The following is a 23,539-nucleotide window of genomic DNA, read 5'->3' as shown; positions in this document are numbered from 1 at the left end:
CGGGATTACCCGCGTGTTATCGGTGTAAAACTAAATAAAATGGACATCGAAGTCAAAATAATCGAGTCACGCCAGCTCCCGACCACAGATATGAAAACCATCGTCCGCACCGACGAGCGCATCCTCAGCTCCGACATCTTCGATCGCGAGGGTCGCGTGGCGCGGCCCGACCACGGGGTCTGGTCCGAGCCGGGCCGCGACATTCCTGTCTATCACCGGTGCGGCGTGCTGGTGGTCGGCGGCGGCCCGTCGGGCACCGCGGCGGCGGCGTCGGCGGCGCGGGCCGGCGCCGACGTGGCATTGCTGGAGCGCTACAACCACCTGGGTGGGCTGTCCACCGGCGGTCTCGTGATCTGGATCGATCGCATGACCGACTGGGAGGGCCAGCTCGTGATTCGCGGCTTTGCCGAGGAGCTGTTCGACCGGCTTCCCGCCGACGCGGTGGCCGGACCGGCGCGCGAAGACTGGGGTTCGCAGGATCCGGCCAAGGCCGGCCACTGGGCGCAGCGCACCGCGGCCTACCATGGCATCGTCACGTGGTCGCCGACCATCGATCCCGAGCGCCTCAAGCTGCTGTCGCAGGAGATCGTGCTGGAGCGCAAGGTCAAGCTCATCTACCACGCGTGGGCCGCCGTGCCGATCGTGCAGGACGGCGCCGTCAAGGGCGTGGTGTTCGAGAGCAAGGAGGGGCGCATGGCGATCATGGCCGATGTGGTGGTCGACGCCACCGGCGACGGCGATCTGTTCGCGCGCGCCGGCGCCGCCTTCGTCAACGACATCGAGGAGGCGGACGTGCACCATTGCATGAACACCTCGTGGCTGTTCGGCGGCGTCGACATGGGCCGCTGGATCGACTTCAAGGCCGGCCGCCCCGAAGCGTTCAGCGCCTTCATGGCGCGCGGCCGCGAGCAGCTGGGCCTGTTCGAGCGACCCTTCGTTTCCTGGCGCAATGATGTCGCCTTGTTCATGGGGCCGCGCCAGTCGGGCTATTCGGCGCTCGACGTCGACGATCTCACCGCGGTGGAGGTGCGCTCGCACCGTGCGATGGCCGCGCACCTCGACTTCTTCCGCGCGCATGCGCCCGGCTTCGAGGACGCCTATCTGATGCTGAGCGCCCCGCAGATCGGCGTTCGCCATGCGCGGCGCCTCAGCGGCGTGGGCGCGGTGCTGCGCAGCCAATGGCCCGAAGGCCGGGCGCTGGCCGACGAGATCGGCGTGTCCCCGGCCGTATCGCCCAAGTTTCCGAACATCTCGATTCCCTACGGTGCCCTGGTCCCGGAGCAGCTCGACGGCTTGCTGGCCTGCGGCCGCCACATCTCGTGCGACCGCAACTCGCACGGCTTCATGCGCGAGATTCCGCAATGCTGGATCACCGGACAGGCGGCGGGCACGGCGGCGGCGCTGGCCTCGCAGGGGCGAATCGAGCCGAGGGCGGTCGATGTGAACGCGCTGCAGTCTTCGCTGCGGGCCCAGGGCGTCTACCTGCGAGCCGGTGCTGCCGGCGCCGGGTTGGCGGCCGCGCAGCCGCTCGAAGCGGCGAACAACTGAGCCGCGGACGATGAACGCGACGCTCGAACCCTCGCCGGCAGGCTCTACATTGGCGGAACTCCAACAGGATTCCCTCATGGCCGCCGACAACAACCCGATCTCTCCTCCCTCCGACGCCATCGCCGATGCGCGCGCGGACCGCTCCGACACCGTGAGTGCGCTCGAACGCGGCATCTCGGTGCTGCGCAGCTTCACCGAAGACCGGCCGCTGCTGAGCCATGCCGAACTGGCGCGCATCACCGGCATTCCGAGGCCGACGGTCAACCGCCTGGTCGCGACGCTGGTGACGATGGGGATGCTCAAGACCGCGCCGGCCGGCGATCGTCTGGCGCTCGGGCCGGGCGTGGTCTCGCTGTCGCGCGTCTTCCTCGGCAGCCTCGATGTCCGTGCCATCGCGCGGCCGGTGATGCAAGGCCTGGCAGAAGAAAGCGGCGCATCGGTCTATCTTGCCGTGCGCGACGGGATGGAGATGGTGCTGATCGAAGCCTGCCGCCCCCGCTCGACCATGCTGTCGGCCCGGCTCGACGTCGGATCGCGCGCGCCGCTGCCCAATTCGGCGCTGGGCCGCGCCTACCTTTCGGCGCTCGACGACGGCACGCGCGCGCAGCTCTTCGATTCGATGCGCCTGATGCGCGGTCCCGAATGGGACAGTCTTGCGCCGGCCATGCTGCGCGCGATCGACGAGGCCCAGCGCCTCGGCTATTGCCTGTCGCTCGGCGAATTCCATCGCGAGATCAATTCGGTGTCCGTGCCGCTCGTCGGGCCGGGCAATGAAATCATGGCCTTGAACGCGGGCGGAGCGGGCTTCGTATTCCCCGAGGAACGCCTGCGCGACGAACTCGCGCCACGCCTGCGCGCGGTGGCCGAGCGGATCGCCGTCGACATCGGCGGCCATGTGCCGGGCTCGCGCATGCGCGAGCGCTGAGCTTCTTTTTTCGAACCCCCTCCAGCGAGACCCCAGGCGATGCAGCTGACCGACGAAGAAAAGGCGATGCGAGACGGCCGTGACGGCGCCGCGGTGCAGAAGGCGATGGACCTGCTCGCGCGCTACGGCGAAGCCCTGGGCGCCGAGCGACTCGTGGAAACGCGCAATGTCTGCGCCACCATCACCTCGACGACGCCGTTCCAGCGCGACTTCGCCTTGAAGCAGGGCGGCATGGACGCGGTGTTTTCCGAGTTCAGCCTGGACAGCCAGGAGGTGGTGCCGATTCCGAAGTTCAAGGTCTTCACCAGTCATCTGCAGCTCGGCTTCGATCCGGCACAGCCCGAGCGCATGGGCGTCGGCGAGGACATCGTGCGCTTCTATGAAAAGAGCGAGCGCCACGCGGCCGGACTCGGCGCCCAGATCATGAACACCTGCACGCCCTACCAGGTCGGCAACATCCCGACGCGCGGCGAACACTGCGCCTGGATGGAGTCGTCGGCGGTGATCTACTGCAACTCGGTGCTCGGCGCGCGCACCAATGCCGAAGGCCGCGAGAGCACCGGCGCCGCGATGCTCACGGGCCGCATCCCGTACTGGGGCTACCACCTCGACGAGAACCGGCTCGGGACGCACGTCGTCGAGCTCGACATCGAGATCGAGTCGGTGCAGGACTGGGGGCTGCTGGGCTACTTCGTCGGCGAGCAGGTGCAGGACCGGGTTCCGGTGATCCACAGCCGACGCGGCATCGGCCGGGTGCCGAACCTGCCTCGGCTCAAGCACTTCGGCGCCGCGGCCTCGTCGTCGGGCGGCGTCGAGATGGTCCACGTGGTCGGGGTGACGCCGGAAGCGCTCAGCCTCGCGCACGCCCTGGGCGGCCGCGAGCCGGTGCAGGTGCTGCACTATGGCGAGGCCGAGCGCCGCGCCACTTATGAAACCATCAACGCCACCGCCCGCAGCGCGGAGATCCAGTACGTGATGCTCGGCTGCCCGCACTACACGATCGAGCAGATCTGGGAGGCGGCGCAACTGATCGAGGGGCGCAGGGTGCACCCCGATTGCGAGCTGTGGATCTTCACGCCGCGCGCCATCAAGTCGCTGGCCGATCGCAACGGCTACACGAAGATCATCGAGGATGCGGGAGGCATCCTCATGACCGACAGCTGCTCGGCGATGAGCCGGGCGGTACCCAAGGGCACGCAGACCGTGGCCCTGGATTCGGCCAAGCAGGCGCACTACCTGCCCGCCATTCTCGGCGTGCAGGCCTGGTTCGGCAGCACGTCCGAATGCATCGATGCGGCCTGCACGGGCCGCTGGAACGGGAGCCTCGCATGAGCGCACGCAGGCCCGAAACGCCTCAGTGCCTTCCGACCCTGGTGATCCGGGGGCGCAAGGTGGTCGGTGGCATCGCCGAGGGCGAGGCGCTGGTCACGCGGGACCAGATTTCGGGTTGGGGCGGCATCGATCCGCGCACCGGCACGGTCATCGAGACGCGGCATTCGCTGCGCGGCCAGAGTTTCGCGGGCAAGGTGCTGGTGTTCCCGGGGGCCAAGGGATCGTCGGGCTGGTCTGCGATGTTCCATGTGGCGCGGCTCATGAACACGGTGCCGGCGGCATTCCTGTTCAACGAGATGACGACCAAGGTGGCGCTCGGCGCGGTGGTCGCGCACTCGCCGTCGATGACCGACTTCGATCGCGACCCGCTCGAATGCATCGAGACCGGCGACTGGGTGCGCGTGGATGCCGACCGCGGCGTCGTCGAAGTCACGAAGAAGAACAGTCGCAACCAGGAGGCCGCACCATGACACGTCCGCTGCGCAGCAATTTCCCGCGTGGTTCCTATCTCTGGTCGGTGCGCAATGCCCACTGGCGCGCGCTCGGCATCCCCGAGGAAGACTGCGAGAAACCCAAGATCGCGGTCGTCAACAGTTCCTCGGAGCTCGCCGCCTGCTTCAGTCATCTGGACCAGGTTGCCGTGCAGGTCAAGGAGGCGATCCGCGCCGCGGGCGGGGTTCCCTTCGAGATCCGCACCGCCGCGCCGAGCGACTTCATCACCGGCGCCGGGGCCCGCGGCGCCTACATGCTGGCGGCACGGGACCTGGTGACCAACGACATCGAAGTCGCGGTCGAGGGCGCGCAACTCGACGGCATGGTCTGCCTCACGTCGTGCGACAAGACGGTGCCGGGACAGTTGATGGCGGCCGCCCGGCTGAACATCCCGACGCTGCTGGTGCCTTGCGGCTACCAGCCGAGCGGAGAGTTTCGGGGCCGCCACATGGACATCGAGGAGGTCTTCATCGGTGCGATGCATGCCGTCACCGGCACGCTGCCGGTGGGCGAGCTGATTGAAATGAGCCGCGAAGCGATTCGCGGCCCGGGCGTGTGCTCCGGCCTCGGAACGGCCAACACGATGCACATCGTTTGCGAGGCGCTCGGCCTGGCGTTGCCGGGAAGCGCACCGGTCGCGGCGCTGAGTCCGAAGATGATGTCCGATGCGCGTGCGGCCGGGGCTCGCATCGTGCAGATGGTGTGGGACGACCTGAAGCCGCGCGACATCCTCACGCCCGGCGCGTTCGCGAACGCCGTGCGGGCGGTGCTTGCGATCGGCGGTTCGCTCAACTCGGCCAAGCACCTGCAGGCGGTGGCCACCGAAGGCGCGTGCGGCGTGGATGTGTACGGCCTGTTCGAGCGGCTCGGCCCGGAGACACCGGTGCTCGCCGGCGTGCGTCCGATCGGCGAGCACAGCATCGAGGCGTTCGAGGCGGCCGGCGGCTGCCGGGCCCTGATGAAGCAGCTCGAGCCGCTGCTCGACACCGGCGCGCGCACGGTCAGCGGCGACACCGTCGCGGGCAACCTGCGCGGCGTCGAGGTGGCGAACCCCGAGCTCATCCGGGCGATCGCCCGGCCGGTCGCATCGCGGCCCGCGATCATCCTGCTGCGCGGCAACCTGGCACCCGAGTCGGGCCTGATCAAGACCGGCATCGTCGAGCGCAAGGTGCGCCGCTTCAGCGGTCCGGCGCTGTGCTTCTGGAGTTCCGACGAGGCGATTGCGGCGCTGAAGCAAGGCCGCATCCATGCCGGCCAGGTGGTGGTGATGCGCGGCGCCGGTGCCTGCGGCGGCCCTGCGATGGGCGGAGGCGCCTCGCGCGTCGTCTTTGCGATCGACGGTGCCGGCCTGGGCGACGACGTCGCGCTCCTGACCGACGGCCACCTCTCGGGCCTGGTGTGCAAGGGCCTGGTGGTCGCCGAAGTCTCGCCCGAGGCAGCGCTCGGCGGACCCTTGGGATTGCTCGAGGACGGCGACATCGTCACCATCGATCTCGACGCCCGCCGCCTCGATGTGGCACTCGACGAGGCGCAGTTGCAGGCGCGCCGTGCGGCCTGGCGCCCGCCGCCGCCGATGCATCACACCGGCTGGCTGCAGCAGTACCGGCGCAACGTCGGTCCGCTGTCGCAGGGCGCCGTGCTCGTGCAGGCGCATGAATCCGTGCCGCCCGGCTAGACCGGCGCCGGGCCGCCCCAAGGCGGTCTGCGCCCCCTTGGGGGCAGCGAATACACGAAGTGACGAGCGTGGGGGCTTCTCAGGAGACAAAGATGCAACGCAGAACGATTCTTCGGTGGGCTTCGCCCATCGCCGCAGCGCTCGCGCTGCCCCACGGCGCGAGCTGGGGCGCGGAGGCCTTTCCTGAGAAGCCGATCAAATTGATCGTGGGCTTCGCGCCCGGCGGCGGCGCCGACGCGATCACGCGGATCATGGCCGAAGGCTTGGCCCGGCAACTGGGCCAGCAGGTGGTGGTCGAGAACCGCCCGGGTGCCGATGGCGTACTGGCGGCGCAAGCCGTGAGCGGCGCGCGGCCCGATGGCTACACGCTCTTGATGGGAACCAACACCGCGATGGTGGCGGCCCCGACACTGCGGCCGAACCCGCCCTACGACCCGTTCAAGGCCTTTGCGCCGATCAGCAGCGCGGGCCAGTTCTCGATGTTCCTGGTGGTGCCGGCGTCCTTGCCGGTCAAGACCGTCAGCGATCTGCTGGCCATGGTCGCGGCCAGGCCCGGTGCCTACAACTCGGCGTCGAGCAACAGTGCCGCCGAGCTGGCGATGCTGCAGCTGCTCGCTGGACGCAAGGTCGTGAACGCGCGCTACAAGGGCGACATGCAGGCGATGACGGATCTGCTGGGCGGACAGGTGCAGATGATGTTCACCACCGGAACGCTGGCGCCCGCCTTCGTGCGCGACGGACGCGTCCGTGCGCTCGTCACGCTGCAGCCGCAGCGAAGTGCGCTGCTGCCCGATGTGCCGAGCGCGGGCGAACTCGGACTCGGCAAGCTGACCATCACGCCCTGGGCCGGCTTCTTCGGGCCGCCGGGGCTGCCGGCCGAGCGGGCAGAGAAGCTGTCGGCTGCGCTGCAGGAGACGATGCGGGATCCCGCCGTGCACGATCGATTGGTTCAGCAGGGCTTCGAGGGCTATGGCATGAGCCCGGCGAAGTTCGCCGAGTTCTTCCGCGCGCAGCACGACGCTTTCGTTGCGACGGTGCGTGAGCACGGCGTCAGCTTCGAGTAGGGCGCGTTCGCCCGGTTTCCGATCAGGGTCGGCGCTTGCGCAGCGGCGCCCTGCTGCGTTCGTTGTTGAGGCTGACGAACTTGCGCAACAGGCGCAGCAGTTCGGTGCTTTCCGTCTCGCTCAGGCCTTCGAGGAGCGTGTCCTGCAGCGTCTGAATGGGCACCGAGAGATCCCGGATCAAGCTGCGCCCGTCGTCCGTCAGATGCAGGCTGCGCTGTCCCCGCAGGCCCACGTCCCGGGTGATCAGGCCTTTCGCCTCGAGCCGGGCGGCGATGTCCGCGCAGGACGAGGTGTCGATGGCGATCTCTTGCGCCACGGTCAACTGGTCGAGCCCCGGCCGCTGGCCCAGCAGCATCAGCACGGCGTACTGGATGGGAGTCACCTCGCGGCCGACGACATCCAGAAAAACCGAAACGGAAATCTGGTGCGCCCGCCGTATGAGGTGACCCGGCTGGTCGTCGAGGTCGATGAGAGCGTGAGCGTCGGTGGAAGTCGACATGGGCGGGAAGAAGCAGGGGAAGAGAGCGCCGCCGCCTGCTGGCGGGTGCGGCGCCCGATTGTCCCATCAACTTCCGGGCTAGATGTCGAGCACCAGCAGCGCGGAGCGCGAGCGCGAACAGCAGGGCGTGAACTGGTCGTTGGCCGCCTGTTCCTCGGGTGTGAGGTAAAGATCCTTGTGCTCGGGTTCGCCATCGAGCACCCGCGTGAGGCAGGTGCCGCACACGCCCTGTTCGCAGGAGACCTGGATCGCCACGCCGGCGTGTGCAAGCGCCTGGACGACGGTGCGGTCTGCCGGCACGTGGATGACGCGGCCAGAGCTGGCGAGCTTCACGTCGAATGCGCCGTCCGTCGCTGACGATGCGAGCACGGCGCCGAAGAACTCGAAGTGAAGACGGGACTCGGGCCACCCGGCGCTGCGCGCGCGAGCGAGGACCCAGTCGATGAATCCCTTCGGTCCGCAGACGTAGAGATGGGTGTCGGCCGGTGCAGCCCCGAGCGCCTGATCGATGTCGAGCTTCTGTTCATCGATGCCGTCGTCGAAATGGAACCGAACCTGCGCAGCGAAGGCGGCAGCGTCGATGCGGCTGCGAAACGCCGCGCGCTCGGGGGATCTGCTGCAGTAGTGCATGTCGAACGAACGTCCGGCCGCAGCCAGCTGCTCGGCCATGCAGAGCAGGGGCGTGACGCCGATGCCACCGGCCAGCAGCAGGCTGTGCCGCGCTTCGTCGTGCAGCGCGAAATGATTCTTCGGCGCCGCGATCCGGAGCACGTCACCCTCGTGGACCTGTTCGTGCATGGCGCGGGATCCCCCGCGCGAGGCGGGATCGCGCAGCACGCCGATCATGTAGCGATGGGTCTCGCTGGCGTCATTGCACAGGGAGTACTGGCGCGTGATCCCGGTCGGCAGGCGAACGTCGATGTGCGAGCCGGCGGAAAAGGAGGGCAGGGCGTCGCCGTCCGTCGGCACCAGCTCGAAGGCGCAGATGTCGAGCGCCTCGGTCGTCTTGCGCGCCACGCGCACGCTCAATTCCGATGCGTCCATGGCCTCAGGCGCCCGCGGGGGCGGTGCCCACCGGTTCTTCCTGCGCAATCAGCCGCTCGATCACGCGCCGCGACTGGACGCCGCCGGCGTCGATGTTCAACTTGAGCAGCGAGCGCGTCGGGTGAGCCAGCAGGTTGCGCTGCTGTCGCTCCAGCATCTCGAGGTCCTCGCCGAAGATCTTTCCCTGGCCTTCGCGGATGCTGGCGGTCAGTTCGGCGTCATTCGGCTTGAAGTTGCGCGCCATGCCCCAGAAGTACCAGATCGACGTGTCGGTCTCGGGCGTGATGAAGTCGACGACGATGCTCGATGCCTTGTGGGCCGGATCGGCGTCGTAGCCGCCCTTGCCGGCATGCGCCACGCCCACTTCGATCATCACGTGGCTGGGCGGCGTGAAGCGGCAGATCTGCCAGCGGTCGACCGGCACGTCGTCGGCCAGGCCGTTGCCCCGCAGGGCCATGCGCCAGAAGGGGGGCGCCGACACGTTCTGCATGAACCGGCTCGTGATCACCTCGTCCCCTTCCAAGCGGGTCTGGGTGGGCGTCTCGTCGATCTCCTTCTGTCCGATGCTCGACGCGTGGACATAGGTCTCGTGCGTGAGGTCCATCAGGTTGTCGATCATCAGGCGGTAGTCGCACTGGATGTGATAGAGGCCGCCGCCATAGGCCCAGTCGGGACTCTCGGCCCATTCGAGGTGCTGCAGCTTGGACGCATCCGCCTCGCTGGCCTGGCCCGGCCATATCCAGACGAATCCGTAGCGCTCGATCAGCGGGAATTTCCGGATCGGTGGAAAGCCCCGCACGCGCTGGCCCGGCATCGCGACCGTCTTGCCGTCGCAGCCCATTTCGAGTCCGTGGTAGCCGCAGACCAGCTTGCCGTCGACGACGCGGCCCAGGGACAGGGGCGCCCCCCTGTGAGGGCAGAAGTCTTCCAGCGCGACCGCGCCTGCGGAGGCGTCGCGGTAGATGACCAGCCGCTCGTTGCAGATGGTTCGGCCGAGCGGCGCATCGGTCACTTCGTCGCTCGAGCAGGCGACGTACCAGGCATTTTTCGGAAACATCGTGGGAGAACTCCTTCAGGTTTCGAGGCAGGGCCAGGCAGGGATCAGTGAGCCGTGGCGGCCACTGCGGAAGGCGCGATGACGCGGCTGCGGCGAGACCGGCACCCGTGTCACGCTTCATCTCCTTCGACCCTGCCCGACATCGGCCTGTTGTCGATCAGTACACTGATTGTGAGCGCGGCGTGGGATCCGGACGATAAGGGTTTACCCGTGAATGAGGATGGAATCAGGGTTTACGTCAGGGGCGAGCGGTCGAGCAAGCCATGCGCCAGGCTCGACAAGCCGACCAGGAAGCCCGGCACCAGGCCGGTCGTGGCGCCGGTCGGGAAGCCGATGGCGACGCGGCGCAGGCTGACCAGCACATCGCGCTGAAGTTCACCCTGCTCGGCAAGAATCCAGGCGCGCGCAGCACGTCGGACGGCGCCGGGAGGATGCCGCGGGCAGGCGGCTGTGGATATCTGAAAAGCGAGCAAGCCGCGTCCGTTCGGCCCCCGGGCTCCCGCAGCGTTGAATCCTGCGGCTGGCGTACTAGACTGAAAGTCCCCTTTGTCCTCCAGGAGACGCGCCATGGGCACCCCCACCGACATCGCCAAGCAGGGCTACGCCGCGTTCGCCAGCCGCAATATTCCGGCGCTCCTCGAACTCCTCGCCGATGACGTGGTGTGGCGCTTCCTCGGCAATCCGGCAACCGGAACGCCCTACGGCGGAACCTGCAAGGGCAAGCAGCAGGTGGCGAAGTTCTTCGAAACGCTGGCGAAGTCCGACGAGATCATCGAGTTCGAGCCTCGCGAATTCCTTGAAGGGCCCCAGCACGTGACGGTCCTCGGCCGCACGAAGGGCAGGGCGCTTCCGGACGGCAAGGTGCACGAGACCGAATGGGTCCAGGTCTTCACGTGGAAGGACGACAGCAAGATCAGCCGCTGGATCGGTACCGGGGACACGGCCGCCAGGGTCAACGCGACGTAGGCAGGACGCCGCCCGCAGCCATTTCATCCCTGCGCGCACTTGCCGGAGTTCCGCGCGCGGCACCCTATCCGGCACCCTATCGATCATCTTGCGCAGGTGCCGCCCTGCGCCCTTCTTCCAGACCCACATCGGGCCGGTCTTCGGTCGAAGGGGGCGGCTGTTCGGGTACTGTGGTGAACGCAGGACTTGTTGTGCCAGGGCTCCCTTCATTCATCGATAATCCATCTGTTGCATGGTCATTTTTAGGAATGCTTATCCATGAAGATTGATCTCGATGCTGTCGATCGGCAATTGCTCAGCGCGCTGCAGCGCAACGCGCGGCAGACCACCGGCGAGCTGGCGCAGATGGCCGGCCTGTCGCAGTCGCCCTGCTGGCGCCGCATCAAACGCATGGAGGAAGCCGGGTTGATCCAGGGCTACCACGCGCGCCTCAGCCGCAGCGCCCTGGGCTATGGCGTGGTGGCCTTCGTGAGCGTCAGCATCGACTTCCAGAACGAAGCCCGCTCGCTGGAGTTCGTGGAGGCGGTGCGCGCCATACCGGAGGTGGTGATGTTCCACGGCGTCACGGGGCTCGCGGACTTCCTGCTCATGGTGGTGGCCGAGGACCTCGAAGACTTCTCGCAGCTGCTGCAGCGCAAGCTGCACCGCCTGCCCGGCGTCAAGCAGGTCCAGAGCAGTCTCTCCCTGCAAGAGTTCAAGCGCTTCGACGATCTGCCCCTGCCGGCGCCGACCGGCAAGCGCCTCCGCGGCGATTCCGCGCCTGCGGCGGGCTCGCCGGGCGGCGCCTGAGGCGCGCCGATCGACGCTGCCCRCCGCCGCGCCGCCGCGCCGGTGCGTCCGCGCGCCCTGGCGACCTCAGCCGAAGCGCAGCGTGCGCAGGCCCACGGTGCGGTCGACCCACACCACCACCACCAGCGTCAGCAGGATGCTGACCGTCGACACCGCGGCGGCCGTCGGGTCGAAGTCCCAGCGCAGGTAGTCGAAGAGCTGCAGCGGCAGCGTCGTCATGCCGATGCCCTTGAGCAGCAGCGACATGTTGAAGAGGTCGAACGAGATCACGAAGGCGAACAGCGCGCCGGTGATGATCCCCGGCTTGATCAGCGGCATCGTCACGCGCACGAAGGCGCGCCACGGCGAGGCGCCGAGGCTGCGCGCGGCCTGCTCCAGCGAGGCGTCCTGGTTGTAGAGCGCCGACGCCACGTTGGTGAACACGTAGGGCAGGGTCACCAGCACGTGGCCGACGACCAGTCCGAACATCGTGCGCGTGCCGATGCCGCTCGCGTACAGGAAGAACAGCAGCGCGATCGCCGTGAGGATCTCGGGCAGCATCAGCGGCATCATGAGCAGCATGCGCAAGGGCTCGCGCAGGCGCTGCGCATGGCGCACCACATAGAGCGCGCCGGCGATGCCGATGATCGACGAGATGAGCGTCGCGATGGCCGCCAGCATCAGCGAGGTGCGGATCGCGCGCATGAAGGCCTCGTTGGCGAACAGCGCGCCGAACCAGCGCAGCGAGATGCCTTGCGGCGGGAAGGTCATGAACTCGCCGGCATTGAGCGACATCAGCACGATGATCGCGATCGGCAGCAGCAGGAAAACGTAGACCGCGCCGACGTAGAGCAGGCCGACGCCGTCCGCCACGCGCTGCGAAAGCGGTGCGCGCCGGTTCATGCCAGCCCCTTCATGAATCGCCCGGTCAACCTGGCATAGAGCGCCACCGCCGCCATGCCGCAAGCCGTGAGCACCAGCGCCTGCGCCGCGCCCGCGGGCCACTGGAAGTTGTCGATCAGGTTCTGCACCACCAGCACCGACATCGTCTTGACCTGCGCGCCCCCGAGCATCACCGGCGTCACGTAGGCGCTCAGCGAGAGCACGAAGACCAGGATGGTGCCGGCCTGGATGCCGGGCCAGGACAAGGGCAGCACCAGCCGCCAGAACACCTTGAGCCGGGAGGCGCCGAGCGAGCGCGCGGCCGACTCGAGCGACGGGTCGATGCTCTGGATCACGCCGACCAGCGGCAGGATCATGAAGGGCAGGAACACGTGCACCAGCGCGATGGTCACGCCCAGGCGGTTGTTCATGAGCTGCAGGCCGCCCTGGACCAGCCCGAGGTCGAGCAGCACGCGGTTGACGACGCCGTTGCCCGACAGCAGGATCAGCCAGCCGAAGCTGCGCACCACCACGCCGACCAGCAGCGGCGACAGCACCAGCACGTAGAGGACGCTGCCCCAGCGGGAGCTCGTGCGCGCCAGGTGGTAGGCCACCGGGTAGCCGAGCAGCAGGCAGACCGGCGTGACCGTCAGTCCGAGCAGCAGCGTGTCGCCGAGCACGCCCAGCAGGTAGCCGTCGCCGAGCGCACGGCCGTAGTTGGCGAGCGTGAAGCCGGCGCCATAGGGTGCGCCGACGGCCGGCGGGCGCAGGCTCATCAGCACGATGTTGAGGTAGGGCAGCACCAGGAACACGCCGATCAGCGCCAGCGCCGGTGCGATCAGCCAGAAGGCGCGGCGCGCCAGCGGCACGGTGCGTGCCGGCCGCGGCATGGGCACCGAGGATGCGATGGCAGTGCTCATTCGTTCCCCGCGATGATCCACGCGTGGCCGGGCTCGAAGCGCATGCCGCTGGCCGCGCCGGCCGCCACCCGTTGCCCCGGCGCGGTCTGCACCAGCAGCGACAGTCCCTCGCCGCATTGCACCGTGTGCTCGACGCTGCTGCCGAGGAAGTAGCTGCTGCTGACCAGGCCCTGGAACGGACCTCGGCCGTCGAAGTGGATCGCCTCGGGCCGGATCGTGACGTGTACCGCACGGCCCGGGAGCAGCGGCTGGTCGAAGTCCGCCTCGACCGCACCGATCGAGGTCTCGACGCGGTAGCGCAGGAAGCCGTTCTCGCCGGGCAGCATCGAATGGACCCGGCCCTCGATCAGGTTGGAGCGGCCGATGAAGCGCGCCACGTCGACGCTGCGCGGGCGCAGGTAGATGGCCTCGGGCACGTCGAACTGCTGCAGCCTGCCGCCGAGCATCACGGCCACGCGGTCGGACATCACCATCGCCTCGGCCTGGTCGTGCGTCACGTAGAGCGTGGTGATGCCGATGCGTTTCTGCAGTTCGCGGATGAACACCCGCATGTCCTCGCGCAGCACGGCGTCGAGGTTGGCCAGCGGCTCGTCGAGCAGCAGCAGGCGCGGCTCGATCACCAGCGCGCGCGCCAGCGCCACGCGCTGCTGCTGGCCGCCCGAGAGCTGGCGCGGATAGCGCTCGGCCATGCTCGCGAGCTGCACCATCGCCAGCACGGCGTCAATGCGGCGCGCCATTTCCGCCTTCGGCACGTTGCGCATCTCGAGGCCGAAGGCCAGGTTGCGGCGCACCGTGAGGTGCGGGAAGAGCGCGTAGTTCTGGAACACCATGCCGATGTCGCGGCGCTCCGGCGGCAGGTCGGTGATGTCCTCGCCGTCGAGCAGCACCTGGCCTTGGTCGGGGTACTCGAAGCCGGCCACGCAGCGCAGCGTGGTGGTCTTGCCGCAGCCGCTGGGCCCCAGCAGCGAGATGAACTCGCCGGGCTCGGTGTCGAGCTCCAGCGCGTGGATCGCGGTCATCGACTGGAAGCCCTTGCGCAGACCGCGCAAGCTGAGCCGCGTCATGCGGCGCGGCCGTATCGCGGCCGCGGCGTCGGCGGCAGCCGGCAGCGCGCCGGCGGGCATCACCGCGCTCATTTGATCTCCCGGTTCCATCGGTCGGTGATGGCGGGCAGTTGCGGATTCACCTTGCTCCAGTCGAAGCCGACGATCGACGCCATCGCCTTGCCGCTGACCGGCACCTCGGCCATCAGCTCGGCCGGCAACTGGACCTTGGTGCTGGTGGGCGAGGTGAAGAACTCCTTGGCCATCATCAGCTGCACCTCGGGCTGCAGGATGAAGTTGAGGTACTTGTACGCGTCCTCCTTGTTGGGCGCGTTCTTGAGGATGTTGAAGGACTGCTCGAAGGCCACGACGCCTTCGGTCGGCACCACCATCTCGACCGGCACACCCTTCTTCTTGAGCGCCACGATCTCCGGAAAGTCGATCACCGCGACCGTGACGTCGCCGCGGGTGAGCATGGTCGACAGCGTGCCGCTCCAGTCGGCCTGCGTGAAGGGCAGCAGCTTCTTGATCTCGACGAAGGCCCGGTCGATGGCGTCCTGCGAGCCGCCGTAGATCTTGGCGGTCATCAGCAGGAACAGCATCGCGGCCGTGTTGCCGATCTGGTAGAGGCCGATCTTTCCCTTGAACTCCGGGTTGGTCCAGAGGTCGGTCCACGACTTGGGCGGCGTTTTCACCAGGTCCTTGCGGTAGCCGATGCCGATGGTCGACACGATACCGCGCACGCCGTTGTCGCCCGGGTTGCGCAGGTTCGGAAAGACGTTGGCGAGGTTCGGCACCTTGGACAGCGGGATCGGCTCGAAGTAGCCTTCGTCGCGCACCACGCTGGCGATGTTCTCGTTGACCATCAGCACGCTGTACGGCGGCTTCTCGATGCCGGCCGCGCGCAGGTTGGCGATGAAGTTCTTGCCCAGGCCGACGTCGAGCGTGGGCTGCACGCCGCCGGCCTTGTCGAACATCGGCAGCAGGTCGCTGCGCCAGAACTTCTCCCAGCGGCCGCCGTAGGTGTTGACGACCAGCGGCGAGGCGGCAAAGGCGGACAGGCCCGGCAGGCCGAGCGCGGTGGCGGCGGCCAGGCTGCGAAGAAGGGTTTCGCGACGGTTGAGCGGAGCGTTCATGGATGCTTTCGGGAAGAGTGGGAGGGGTCAGGCCGGGACGGTGCCGCTGGCGGGGGCGCGGCGGTAGTCGTAGTTGCGGTTGAGGCGGTCGAGCAGGTAGTCGCCGTAGTGCACCGGCTCGTACAGCGGCGGATGGGCGTCGTCGGTGCAGGTCGGCAGGCACTCGATCAGGGCGTCCATGCCGGGGTCGAGGAAGTAGGGCAGCGAGTAGCGGTCGCCGCCCGAGCGGTTGATCACGCGGTGCGGCGTCGACACGAAGCGCTGGTTGGTCCAGCGCGCGAGCATGTCGCCGACATTGAGCACGTAGGTGTCCGGGATCGGCGGGGCCTCGATCCAGTCGCCGCCGCGCGGACGCACCTGCAGGCCGCCCGCGTTGTCCTGCGCCAGCAGCGTGATGACGCCGTAGTCGGTGTGCGGCGCCGAGCCCATCTGCTCGTCCTGCACCGGCGGCTGCGGCGGGTAGTGCAGCAGCCGCAGGAAGGTGGTCGGCTGGTCGAAGTAGTGGTCGAGCGCGTGCGCGGGCATGCCGAGGCTCATCGCGATGAGCTGCACGATGTAGCGGCCCAGCGCGTCGACCTCGGCGATGTAGTTCTCGACCCGCGGCCTGAAGTCCGGGATCCAGTCCGGCCACTGGTTGGGGCCCTGCAGCGGCAGGCCGGCGACGAGGCCCGGATCGTCGGGCGGCAGTTCGTGCATCAGCATCAGCGATTCGCTCATGTTGGGCCGCGTGACCTTGGCCACCGACGAGGTCACGATGGTCGAGGTCGCCATGCCCATGTAGCCGCGATGGAAGCCGTTGATCGCGATCGACTGCTTGCGCGCCAGCGGCGAGGCGTGGAATTCGCGCGAGGCGTCGAAGGCCGCGTCGCGCGAGGCCGGCCTCACGTTGTGGCCCGCGATGTAGGCGAAGCCGATGCTGCGCAGGGCTTCGTACAGCTTCGCGGCGGCATCGCGCGCGGCGGGCGCCCGCGGATCGATGTTGCCGCCGAGGTCGATGAGGGGGATGGAAGTCATGGCAAGGTCCGCAAGGGCGAGGGGCTAGAAGGAAAAGCTCTGCTGCCACTGCGCCAGCAGGTCGCGCGAATCGACCACCAGCCCGAGGTGCAGCGACACCATGCTGAGCGCCGCGGCCTCGAGGTGGTCGTCGGTGCCGCGCACCAGGTCGCGCAGCACGATCACGCGGTAGTTGTGGTTGTTGGCGTCGAAGGCGGTGTTCAACACGCAGCAGTCGGTGAAGCCGCCGTTCAGCACGACGGTCTTGATGCCCTGGTTGCGCAGCAGGAAGTCGAGGTCGGTCGGGTAGAAGGCCGACAGCCGGCGCTTGTTCTCGACCCGCATGTCGCCGGGCTCGACGCGGGTCACCCATTCGGTCCAGCGGCTGCCTTCGAGTGCGTGGGCGTCGGCATTCGGGATCTCGCCGACGTGAAGCGCAAAGGTGCGCCGCCATGCGGCCGGAATGCCGCCGAGGTCGTCGCTGCCGTCGGCCCGCAGCACCGACTTGACGTGCACGATGCGCACGCCCAGCGCACGGGCGCGGTCGTGGAAGGCGTCGATCGGCGCCACCACGTCGCGCGCACGCGGCGCCGGGCACGGGCAGTCCGGCCCTTCGTCGAGGTGGCCGCGGTGCATGTCGATCGAGACCACGGCGGTGCTGGCCGGGTCGAGGTAATCGTCGAAGGCGTCGCCCAGCTCGCGCGGCTTCTCGTAGACATAGGCTCTCATCGCCGCTCCTCGCGCACGTAGGGCACGCCGAGCGCGCCGGGCTCGCCTTCGCCGCCGCGCCGTGCCAGCGCGACCCACACCATCACGCCGAGCGTCACGGCGTAGGGTGTCATCTGCACGAAGTACTGCGGCAGTTGCACGCCGGCCGCGGCCATCTGCGGGATCAGGGCCTCGATGCAGCCGAAGAGCACCGCGCCGGCCAGCGCCTTCCATGGCGACCAGCGCGCGAAGATCACGAGGCCGACCGCGATCCAGCCGCGACCGCCGGTCATGCCCGCGATCCACAGCTTGGTGCTGACCACCGAGATGTAGGCGCCGGCCAGGCCGACCAGCGCCGAACCCGCCAGGACGGCCGCGAAGCGATAGGCCGACACCGGGATGCCGGCGGCGTCGGCGGCCTGCGGGTTCTCGCCGACCGCGCGCAACCTGAGGCCGGTGCTGGTGCGCATCAGGAACCAGGTGACCGCGACGAAGATCGGCAGCGTGAGCCACACCAGCGCGTTCTGCTGGAACAGGCGGCCCGCCATCGGCAGCGCCGACAGCGGCCACAGTGCGACGGAGCCGATGCCCGCCGTCGCCTTGTTGGTCCAGTCGGCAAGGGTGCCGACCAGCGCGGTGAGGCCCTGGCAGAAGAACACCAGCGCGAGCCCCGCGATCACCTGGTTGACGCGCAGCCAGATCACCATGGCCGCGAACAGCAGCGACACCACGGCGGCCGCCAGCATCGCGATCAGCAGCGACACGGCGGCCTCGCCGAAGACCAGTTGCGCGCCGATGCCGGCCAGCGCGCCGACCAGCATCAGGCCTTCGGCGCCGAGCGACAGCACGCCGGCACGTTCGCAGACGATCAGGCCGAGTGCGGCGAGCGCATAGGGCACCGCGAAGTCGGGTGTGTTGGCCAGCCAGTTGAGGGCGATCGAGAGCGCATCCATCACGCGGCCTTGCCGACCACCGCGCGCAGGCGGTGGCGAATGAAGAAGTCGGACGAGGCGACGCAGATCACGACGATCGCCTGGATCAGCTGCACCATCGAGAACGGGATCTGATAGAACACCTGCAGGTTGCGCCCGGCGACGAACAGCGCCGCGACCAGCAGCGCCACCACCGTCGCCGCCAGCGGGTTGTTGCGCGCCAGGAACGCGATCAGGATGCCGGAGAAACCGTAGCCGTTGTAGAAGGCCTGGGTCAGCCGGCCCTCCTGCCCCGCCACCACCACGAAGCCCGCGATGCCCGACAACGCGCCCGACAGCAACACCGCCGCGAGGATCATCTTGCGCACCGGCACGCCAACCGCATGGGCCATGCGCGGATTGGCGTCGACGAAGCGCAGGTACAGCCCGGCGCGGCTGATGCCGACGAACCACCACGCGAGCAGCGCCACGGCCAGCGCCAGCCCGATGGCCGCGGTGCTGACGTTGCCGAACCATTCGGGCAGTCGCTCGAAGGCGCGGAACTGCGGCGAGTAGGGGAACGAATCCTTCGGGTCCTTCCATGCGCCGTACACCAGGTGCAGCAGGAAGTTGCCCGCGATGTAGTTGAGCATCAGCGACGAGATGATCTCGTTGACGCCGAGCCGCAGCTTGAGCAGCGCGGGCGCCAGCGCCCACAGCATGCCGAGCGCGATCGCGACCCCCAGCATCAGCGGCAGTCGCGCCACGGGCGGGCCGATGGCGTAGAAGGAGATCGCGGTGGCGCCGATCGCGCCCCAGATCATCTGGCCCTCGAGCCCGAGGTTCCAGAAGCGGGCCCGGAAAGCCATCGAAGCCGCGATGCCGACCAGGATCATCGGCGCGGCCTGGAACAGCACCGCCTGCAGGCTCTGCAGGTCGAACAGCGTCTGCGTCACGAACTCGTCGAGCAGCTCGTTCGCGGGCACGCCGGCACCGACCAGGATCGCGGCCGAGAGGGCCATGCCGACCAGCAGCGAGGCGGCGAGGATCAGCGCCTGCTGCGGCCAGCCCATCTGCTGGCGAATTTCGAGCGCGAAGCGCCGGCTGGACCCGGGGCGGTGCACGGCGCCATGTCCCGGTGCGGCGGGGGCGTGGAGGGTCATCGGTTCAGCCATGGTCGACCATCGCCTGGCCGACCTGCTGGCGATCGGCGGGTTGCGTGAATTCCGCGACGATGCGTCCGCGCGTCATGACGCCGACGCGGTCCGCGAGCGCGAGCACTTCGTCGAGGTCCTCGCTGATCAGCAGCACGGCCGCACCGGCGTCGCGTGCGGCGAGCAGCCGCGCATGCACCTCGGCGCCGGCGCGAACGTCGAGCCCGCGGCTCGGGCTGTGCGCCAGCACGACGCGCGGCGCACGGCCGAACTCGCGCGCCAGCACCAGCTTCTGCGCGTTGCCGCCCGACAGCAGGGCGGCCTTCTGGCCGAGGTTGCGCACGCCTTGCACGTCGAACTGCGCGACCGCGGCTTTCGCGTCGTCCGCGAGCCGCTTCGTGTCGAGCCGGAACACCGAGCCGTAGCGGCCATCGTGCACCTGCCCGATGCCGAAGTTCTCGGCAACCGACAGCCCGCCCGCGAGCGCGGCGCCATAGCGGTCGGCCGGGATGGCGGCGAACTGCAAGGCGCGGCGCTGCGAGGTGTTGGCGTGCCGGAGATCGCCGAAGTCCTGCAGCGTGATGTCGCCCTCGATGGCGTCGTCGAGCCCCATCAGCGCGGCCGCGAGCTCGCTCTGGCCGTTGCCGCCGACACCGGCCAGCCCGTAGATCTCGCCGGCGTTGAGCGTCAGGTCGACGCCGGCGAGCGCGGGCCGTCCGCCATGCGCCGTCGAGCGCAGTCCGCGCACGCTGAGCCGGGCCGCGCCGGAGGTGGCGCGCGCGTGCTGCGGCGGCGCGAGCGACTCGCCGACCGTGAGCTGCACCAGCTCGCGCACGGCGATGGTCTTCGGGTCGACCGTCTTCACGGTGCGGCCGCCGCGCATCACGGTCACGCGGTCGGCGTAGGTCTTGACGTCGGCCATCTTGTGGGTGACGAGGATCACGGCCGCGCCGCTGCGCGACAGCGCGTGCACGGTCGACAGCAGGCGCTCGGCCTCCTGGTCGGTCAGCACGGCCGTGGGCTCGTCGAGGATCAAGATGCGCGCGCCGGCCAGCAGCACCTTGAGGATCTCGACGCGCTGCTGCTCGGCGATCGACAGCCGCTCGGTGCGCTGCCGCGGATCGATCGAGAAGCCCAGCGCGTCGGCCTTGGCCTCGATCTGCGCCTCGAGCGCCGCCAGCCGCTTGCGGTGGCTGCCCTCGCCCGACGCCAATGGATGGCCGAGCAGGATGTTCTCGGCCACGGTGAAAGGCTTCACCAGCTTGAAGTGCTGGTGCACCATGCCGATGCGGTGCAGCGCCGCATCGCGCGGGCCGCCGAGCTGCACCGGGTTGTCGTCGACCCGCATCTGGCCCGACTCGGGCGCATAGAGGCCGGCCGCGATGTTCATCAGCGAGGACTTGCCCGCGCCGTTCTCGCCGAGCAGGGCGTGCACCTCGCCCCAGCGGGCGCTGAAGTCGGCGTCGATCAGGGCCCTGAAGCCGTCGAAGGACTTGCCGATGCCGATGAGCTGGAGCGCGGTCTTCACGAGATCCCTGTCAGTCCGGGTCACTTCTGCGTCACTTCTGCGTGACGACGCCCTTGACGAACCAGTCCATCTTCCAGAGCTCCGCATCCGACAGCACGGCGCCCTTGGCGACCCGCTCCTTGCCGTCGCGGTCGGCCAGCGGGCCGGCGTAGATCTGCTTGCCCTTCAGGATGGCATCGCGCTCGGCGGCGATGGCGGCGGCCTTGTCCTTGGGTACCGCGGCGCCGAAGCCGGCGATGTCGGTGCCGCCGTCCTTCATCTCGATGAAGGCGCCGTAGGGCGACGGCTTCCAGTTGCCGGCCATGACCTTCTTCAGCTCCGGCGTGAGGAACTTGTCCCACACCCAGACCGACGAGCACTGGGTCGCCTTGGGCGCGAACTGGCGCAGGTCGCGATGGTGGCCGGTGCCGTACACGCCGCGCTCCTGCGCCACGATCTGCGGCGTCGGGCTGTCGACGTGCTGGCCGATCACGTCGGCGCCCTGGTCGATCAGCGCCGCCGCGGCCGCGCGCTCCTTGACCGGATCGTTCCACGCGCCGGTGTAGATCACGTTGACGGTGGCGTTGGGGTTCATCTTCTGCGCACCGAGAGCGAACGCGTTGATGGTCCAGTTGACGACGCCGAAGGGGTTGGCCGCGACGAAGCCGAGCTTGCCGGTCTTCGAGGCCGCGCCGGCCGCCATGCCGCACAGGTACTGGCTCTCGTAGGTGCGGCCGTAGAACGATTCGAGATTGCTGCCGTTGGTGGTGCCGGAACCGTTGAGGAAGGCGACGTCGGGGTACTTGGCCGCGAGCTCCTTGAAGCTGTCCGAATAGCCGAAGGCGGTGCCGATGATGACGTTGGCGCCGCGCTGGATGAACTTCTCGGCGGCCGGCTTGATGGCCGACGCGTCTTCGGGCACGTTCTCGACGAACTGGATCTTCTCGCCGGTTTCCTTCTCGACCTTGATGCGCGCCTCGTCGAAGGCCTGCGTCCAGCCGCCGTCGTTCTTCGGGCCGAAGTACAGCATCGCGATCTTGGGTTTGCCCTTGAGGGTGAAGCCGTCGGCGGCCACGGCCGGGCCGGCCAGGGCCATGCCCGCCAGCAGCAGCGCCACGGCGCAGGGAATCGATTTACGCAACATCGCTCTGACCTTTCATCATGAAATTGATCCGGAACACGTTGCCCTCGGGGTCGAGCAACACCGACTGGTACCAGTCGTAATAGGTGAGGTAGGGCGCCTTGATCAGCGTGGCGCCGGCCTCGACGGCGATCGGGACCATGCGGTCGACGTCGGCCTGCGCGTCGACGTCGATGTTCAGCAGGAACTTGACGCCGCGCGTGTCCGAGAACTCGGACAGCTGCAGCAAGTCGTAGGCGTCGTGCGCGTTGAAGCCCAGGCTCGAGCGGCCGGTGTCGAGGCCGCGGAAGATCGGCGAGCGGATCGCCTCGATTTCGGCGAAGCCGAACACGCGCTGGTAGAAGCCGCTGAGCGCGACCACGTCCTTCGCGAAGACATTGACGTAGGAAAGATGGGCCATGTCAGTTGCTCCACCGCGCCTGGCGCGACCCGCGACGCATGAATCCGGCGCAATCAAAGGCCAGGAACACCGCGGAACCGGCTTTGCCGGGCCGCTGGTGTTGCCCCCTTGAGGGGGAGGCGCCGCAAGGCGCTTCGGGGGTGAGTTTCATCTCAGGCGATGGTGGCCCTGGTGCCGCCGAAGGTGGTCTGCTTGACGAACTTCGACTTCAGGTGGTCGCCCGAGCTGACCGGTGCGTACTTCGGCTGTTCGCCGGGCGCCAGGCAGCTCGGCAGGCACTCGACCATGGCGTCGTAGTTGGGCTGGTGGAAGAACACCAGCGATTGGCGGCGGTTGGTGTCGGCGATGTCCGGCGGCGGGTTCACGACGCGGTGCAGCGTCGACACCCACTGGTCGTTGGTCCACTGCATCATCAGGTCGGCGATGTTGACCACCAGGGCGCCTTCGACGAGCGGCACGTCGACCCACTGGCCCGCCTTGTTGAACACCTGCAGGCCCTTGTCGTCGGTCAGCACCACGGTGAGGCTGCCGTAGTCGCTGTGGGCGCCGGCGCGCAGCTGGCCGGGCAGCGCCGCCTCGGTCTGGGGCGGATAGCTCAGCACGCGGAACATGCTGATGTGCTTGTCGATCTTGTCGTCGAAGAAGCTCTCGGGCAGCTTCAGGGCCAGCGCGAAGATGCGCATCAGCGAACGCGACAGCTCGCTCATCGCCTCGAAGTACGCGTCGTACGCGGCCTGGAAGCCCGGCAGCGGCGGATAGGCGTTGGGCTCGAAGTGCGGGCCGGCCGCCTCGCCGCGGTGGTACGCGTCGTTCGGCACCTTGGCCGGGCCGATCGAGAACGATTCCTTCAGGTCGCCGGGTGCTGCCTCTTCGAGGCTGTACGAGAGGCCTTCCTCGCCGACCGCACTGTAGCCGCGCACCGCATCGTCGCGCGGCCGGTCGACCTTGCGCTTCTCGGCCAGCGGCAGCGCGAAGAACTCGCGCGACACGGCCGACACGCGCGCGATCAATTCCTGCGAGATCCCGTGATTCGTGATGACGAGGAAGCCGATGCCGCGGCAGGCCTCCTCGACCTTGCGCGCGACTTCGGCCTTGCCTTCGGGCGTAGCCGCGAAGTAGGGCGCCAGGTCGATGATCGGAACGGACAAGAGTGTCATGCGTCAATCCTTGAACAACGCAGGGTGGGAGCGTTGCGCAGCACGACATGCAACGTCCATGCCAGTTGGACCAAATGGACAAATACGGTAGGCTGCGACGGCGCGGCGCCCGATTGCGCGTGCATGTGCCTCGCGTTGGTGCGCCGCATGGTCCAGCCAGGGGCGATGCGCGGGTACGGCTCATGCAAGCAGGCTGCGCACGACATCCGACAACACA

Annotated in this window: 24 protein-coding genes; 8 read left to right on the top strand and 16 right to left on the bottom strand. The window is 68.5% G+C overall.

Going from position 1 to position 23,539, the window contains the following annotated elements; translation table 11 throughout:
- Window positions 1-90 precede the first annotated feature (90 nt).
- From AC1DYD_RS21780 to AC1DYD_RS21755, 6 genes are all read left to right on the top strand, one after another.
- Entirely contained in the window at window positions 91-1,548 is a 1,458-nt protein-coding gene (locus tag AC1DYD_RS21780) for an FAD-dependent oxidoreductase (protein ID WP_478174831.1), read from the top strand.
- A gap of 76 nt (window positions 1,549-1,624) precedes the next feature.
- Window positions 1,625-2,473, top strand: a complete 849-nt coding sequence (locus AC1DYD_RS21775) for an IclR family transcriptional regulator (RefSeq protein WP_478174830.1) — start codon at window positions 1,625-1,627, stop codon at window positions 2,471-2,473.
- A gap of 39 nt (window positions 2,474-2,512) precedes the next feature.
- On the top strand, window positions 2,513-3,805 hold the full coding sequence (locus AC1DYD_RS21770; RefSeq protein ID WP_478174829.1) for an aconitase X: 1,293 nt from the start codon (window positions 2,513-2,515) through the stop codon (window positions 3,803-3,805).
- Entirely contained in the window at window positions 3,802-4,275 is a 474-nt protein-coding gene (locus AC1DYD_RS21765; protein ID WP_478174828.1) for an aconitase X swivel domain-containing protein, read from the top strand. The genes AC1DYD_RS21770 and AC1DYD_RS21765 overlap by 4 nt, the downstream gene beginning before the upstream one ends.
- Entirely contained in the window at window positions 4,272-5,972 is a 1,701-nt protein-coding gene (ilvD, locus tag AC1DYD_RS21760; RefSeq protein ID WP_478174827.1) for a dihydroxy-acid dehydratase, read from the top strand. Before AC1DYD_RS21765 ends, ilvD begins: the two co-directional genes overlap by 4 nt.
- 92 nt (window positions 5,973-6,064) lie before the next feature.
- A complete protein-coding gene (locus AC1DYD_RS21755; protein WP_478174826.1) occupies window positions 6,065-7,036 on the top strand; it encodes a Bug family tripartite tricarboxylate transporter substrate binding protein in 972 nt (323 codons plus the stop codon).
- Window positions 7,037-7,058: 22 nt separating this feature from the next.
- On the opposite strand, the gene AC1DYD_RS21750 is transcribed toward AC1DYD_RS21755, so the two are convergent.
- The 4 genes from AC1DYD_RS21750 to AC1DYD_RS21735 form a co-directional block, all read right to left on the bottom strand.
- Window positions 7,059-7,535, bottom strand: coding sequence for a MarR family winged helix-turn-helix transcriptional regulator (locus AC1DYD_RS21750; protein ID WP_478174825.1), 477 nt, complete (start codon window positions 7,533-7,535; stop codon window positions 7,059-7,061).
- 78 nt (window positions 7,536-7,613) lie between these two features.
- A complete protein-coding gene (locus AC1DYD_RS21745; protein WP_478174824.1) occupies window positions 7,614-8,579 on the bottom strand; it encodes a PDR/VanB family oxidoreductase in 966 nt (321 codons plus the stop codon).
- Between the two features lie 4 nt (window positions 8,580-8,583).
- On the bottom strand, window positions 8,584-9,636 hold the full coding sequence (locus AC1DYD_RS21740) for an aromatic ring-hydroxylating dioxygenase subunit alpha (RefSeq protein ID WP_478174823.1): 1,053 nt from the start codon (window positions 9,634-9,636) through the stop codon (window positions 8,584-8,586).
- A gap of 233 nt (window positions 9,637-9,869) precedes the next feature.
- Window positions 9,870-10,109 (bottom strand): hypothetical protein, encoded by a 240-nt coding sequence (locus AC1DYD_RS21735; RefSeq protein WP_478174822.1) that lies wholly within the window; start codon window positions 10,107-10,109, stop codon window positions 9,870-9,872.
- 94 nt (window positions 10,110-10,203) lie between these two features.
- Between AC1DYD_RS21735 and AC1DYD_RS21730 the strand changes: the two genes are divergently transcribed.
- Together AC1DYD_RS21730 and AC1DYD_RS21725 are read left to right on the top strand one after the other, a co-directional pair.
- Complete coding sequence (locus AC1DYD_RS21730) at window positions 10,204-10,602, top strand: nuclear transport factor 2 family protein (protein ID WP_478174821.1); 399 nt, start codon at window positions 10,204-10,206, stop codon at window positions 10,600-10,602.
- 258 nt (window positions 10,603-10,860) lie between these two features.
- Entirely contained in the window at window positions 10,861-11,391 is a 531-nt protein-coding gene (locus AC1DYD_RS21725; RefSeq protein ID WP_478174820.1) for an Lrp/AsnC family transcriptional regulator, read from the top strand.
- A gap of 66 nt (window positions 11,392-11,457) precedes the next feature.
- Here AC1DYD_RS21725 and AC1DYD_RS21720 read toward each other — a convergent pair whose 3' ends face one another.
- From AC1DYD_RS21720 to AC1DYD_RS21665, 12 genes are all read right to left on the bottom strand, one after another.
- A complete protein-coding gene (locus tag AC1DYD_RS21720) occupies window positions 11,458-12,273 on the bottom strand; it encodes an ABC transporter permease (RefSeq protein ID WP_478174819.1) in 816 nt (271 codons plus the stop codon).
- Window positions 12,270-13,172 carry an ABC transporter permease gene (locus AC1DYD_RS21715; protein WP_478174818.1) on the bottom strand — a complete coding sequence of 301 codons (903 nt, stop codon included), beginning with the start codon at window positions 13,170-13,172 and terminating at the stop codon, window positions 12,270-12,272. Before AC1DYD_RS21715 ends, AC1DYD_RS21720 begins: the two co-directional genes overlap by 4 nt.
- Entirely contained in the window at window positions 13,169-14,308 is a 1,140-nt protein-coding gene (locus AC1DYD_RS21710; protein ID WP_478174817.1) for an ABC transporter ATP-binding protein, read from the bottom strand. Before AC1DYD_RS21710 ends, AC1DYD_RS21715 begins: the two co-directional genes overlap by 4 nt.
- A complete protein-coding gene (locus AC1DYD_RS21705) occupies window positions 14,305-15,351 on the bottom strand; it encodes an ABC transporter substrate-binding protein (protein WP_478174816.1) in 1,047 nt (348 codons plus the stop codon). The genes AC1DYD_RS21710 and AC1DYD_RS21705 overlap by 4 nt, the downstream gene beginning before the upstream one ends.
- A gap of 27 nt (window positions 15,352-15,378) precedes the next feature.
- Window positions 15,379-16,365: an isopenicillin N synthase family dioxygenase gene (locus AC1DYD_RS21700; protein WP_478174815.1), complete on the bottom strand. Its 987-nt coding sequence runs from the start codon at window positions 16,363-16,365 to the stop codon at window positions 15,379-15,381.
- Between the two features lie 24 nt (window positions 16,366-16,389).
- Window positions 16,390-17,073 (bottom strand): cysteine hydrolase family protein, encoded by a 684-nt coding sequence (locus AC1DYD_RS21695; RefSeq protein ID WP_478174814.1) that lies wholly within the window; start codon window positions 17,071-17,073, stop codon window positions 16,390-16,392.
- Window positions 17,070-18,005, bottom strand: a complete 936-nt coding sequence (locus AC1DYD_RS21690; protein ID WP_478174873.1) for an ABC transporter permease — start codon at window positions 18,003-18,005, stop codon at window positions 17,070-17,072. Before AC1DYD_RS21690 ends, AC1DYD_RS21695 begins: the two co-directional genes overlap by 4 nt.
- Window positions 18,005-19,138, bottom strand: coding sequence for an ABC transporter permease (locus AC1DYD_RS21685; protein WP_478174813.1), 1,134 nt, complete (start codon window positions 19,136-19,138; stop codon window positions 18,005-18,007). Before AC1DYD_RS21685 ends, AC1DYD_RS21690 begins: the two co-directional genes overlap by 1 nt.
- Window positions 19,131-20,669, bottom strand: coding sequence for an ABC transporter ATP-binding protein (locus AC1DYD_RS21680; RefSeq protein WP_478174812.1), 1,539 nt, complete (start codon window positions 20,667-20,669; stop codon window positions 19,131-19,133). The genes AC1DYD_RS21685 and AC1DYD_RS21680 overlap by 8 nt, the downstream gene beginning before the upstream one ends.
- 7 nt (window positions 20,670-20,676) lie before the next feature.
- Window positions 20,677-21,768, bottom strand: coding sequence for a BMP family ABC transporter substrate-binding protein (locus AC1DYD_RS21675; protein ID WP_478174811.1), 1,092 nt, complete (start codon window positions 21,766-21,768; stop codon window positions 20,677-20,679).
- Window positions 21,758-22,165 (bottom strand): VOC family protein, encoded by a 408-nt coding sequence (locus tag AC1DYD_RS21670; RefSeq protein ID WP_478174810.1) that lies wholly within the window; start codon window positions 22,163-22,165, stop codon window positions 21,758-21,760. The genes AC1DYD_RS21675 and AC1DYD_RS21670 overlap by 11 nt, the downstream gene beginning before the upstream one ends.
- A gap of 152 nt (window positions 22,166-22,317) precedes the next feature.
- Entirely contained in the window at window positions 22,318-23,322 is a 1,005-nt protein-coding gene (locus tag AC1DYD_RS21665; protein ID WP_478174809.1) for an isopenicillin N synthase family dioxygenase, read from the bottom strand.
- Window positions 23,323-23,539 lie beyond the last annotated feature (217 nt).

The organism is Variovorax sp. P4_B11 (assembly GCF_056402355.1).
Note: the sequence above shows the minus strand (reverse complement) of the source record. Positions and strands in the feature narration are given on the sequence as shown.

Bases quoted from the DNA above. Each gene is read 5' to 3' on its own strand.
- AC1DYD_RS21725 (WP_478174820.1), top strand. From the start codon at position 10,861: ATGAAGATTGATCTCGATGCTGTCGATCGGCAATTGCTCAGCGCGCTG.
- AC1DYD_RS21755 (WP_478174826.1), top strand. From the start codon at position 6,065: ATGCAACGCAGAACGATTCTTCGGTGGGCTTCGCCCATCGCCGCAGCG.
- ilvD (WP_478174827.1), top strand. From the start codon at position 4,272: ATGACACGTCCGCTGCGCAGCAATTTCCCGCGTGGTTCCTATCTCTGG.
- AC1DYD_RS21670 (WP_478174810.1), bottom strand. From the start codon at position 22,165: ATGGCCCATCTTTCCTACGTCAATGTCTTCGCGAAGGACGTGGTCGCG.
- AC1DYD_RS21705 (WP_478174816.1), bottom strand. From the start codon at position 15,351: ATGAACGCTCCGCTCAACCGTCGCGAAACCCTTCTTCGCAGCCTGGCC.
- AC1DYD_RS21770 (WP_478174829.1), top strand. From the start codon at position 2,513: ATGCAGCTGACCGACGAAGAAAAGGCGATGCGAGACGGCCGTGACGGC.
- AC1DYD_RS21710 (WP_478174817.1), bottom strand. From the start codon at position 14,308: ATGAGCGCGGTGATGCCCGCCGGCGCGCTGCCGGCTGCCGCCGACGCC.
- AC1DYD_RS21690 (WP_478174873.1), bottom strand. From the start codon at position 18,005: ATGGATGCGCTCTCGATCGCCCTCAACTGGCTGGCCAACACACCCGAC.
- AC1DYD_RS21740 (WP_478174823.1), bottom strand. From the start codon at position 9,636: ATGTTTCCGAAAAATGCCTGGTACGTCGCCTGCTCGAGCGACGAAGTG.
- AC1DYD_RS21695 (WP_478174814.1), bottom strand. From the start codon at position 17,073: ATGAGAGCCTATGTCTACGAGAAGCCGCGCGAGCTGGGCGACGCCTTC.
- AC1DYD_RS21675 (WP_478174811.1), bottom strand. From the start codon at position 21,768: ATGTTGCGTAAATCGATTCCCTGCGCCGTGGCGCTGCTGCTGGCGGGC.
- AC1DYD_RS21750 (WP_478174825.1), bottom strand. From the start codon at position 7,535: ATGTCGACTTCCACCGACGCTCACGCTCTCATCGACCTCGACGACCAG.
- AC1DYD_RS21685 (WP_478174813.1), bottom strand. From the start codon at position 19,138: ATGGCTGAACCGATGACCCTCCACGCCCCCGCCGCACCGGGACATGGC.
- AC1DYD_RS21745 (WP_478174824.1), bottom strand. From the start codon at position 8,579: ATGGACGCATCGGAATTGAGCGTGCGCGTGGCGCGCAAGACGACCGAG.
- AC1DYD_RS21730 (WP_478174821.1), top strand. From the start codon at position 10,204: ATGGGCACCCCCACCGACATCGCCAAGCAGGGCTACGCCGCGTTCGCC.
- AC1DYD_RS21765 (WP_478174828.1), top strand. From the start codon at position 3,802: ATGAGCGCACGCAGGCCCGAAACGCCTCAGTGCCTTCCGACCCTGGTG.
- AC1DYD_RS21665 (WP_478174809.1), bottom strand. From the start codon at position 23,322: ATGACACTCTTGTCCGTTCCGATCATCGACCTGGCGCCCTACTTCGCG.
- AC1DYD_RS21775 (WP_478174830.1), top strand. From the start codon at position 1,625: ATGGCCGCCGACAACAACCCGATCTCTCCTCCCTCCGACGCCATCGCC.
- AC1DYD_RS21780 (WP_478174831.1), top strand. From the start codon at position 91: ATGAAAACCATCGTCCGCACCGACGAGCGCATCCTCAGCTCCGACATC.
- AC1DYD_RS21715 (WP_478174818.1), bottom strand. From the start codon at position 13,172: ATGAGCACTGCCATCGCATCCTCGGTGCCCATGCCGCGGCCGGCACGC.
- AC1DYD_RS21700 (WP_478174815.1), bottom strand. From the start codon at position 16,365: ATGACTTCCATCCCCCTCATCGACCTCGGCGGCAACATCGATCCGCGG.
- AC1DYD_RS21720 (WP_478174819.1), bottom strand. From the start codon at position 12,273: ATGAACCGGCGCGCACCGCTTTCGCAGCGCGTGGCGGACGGCGTCGGC.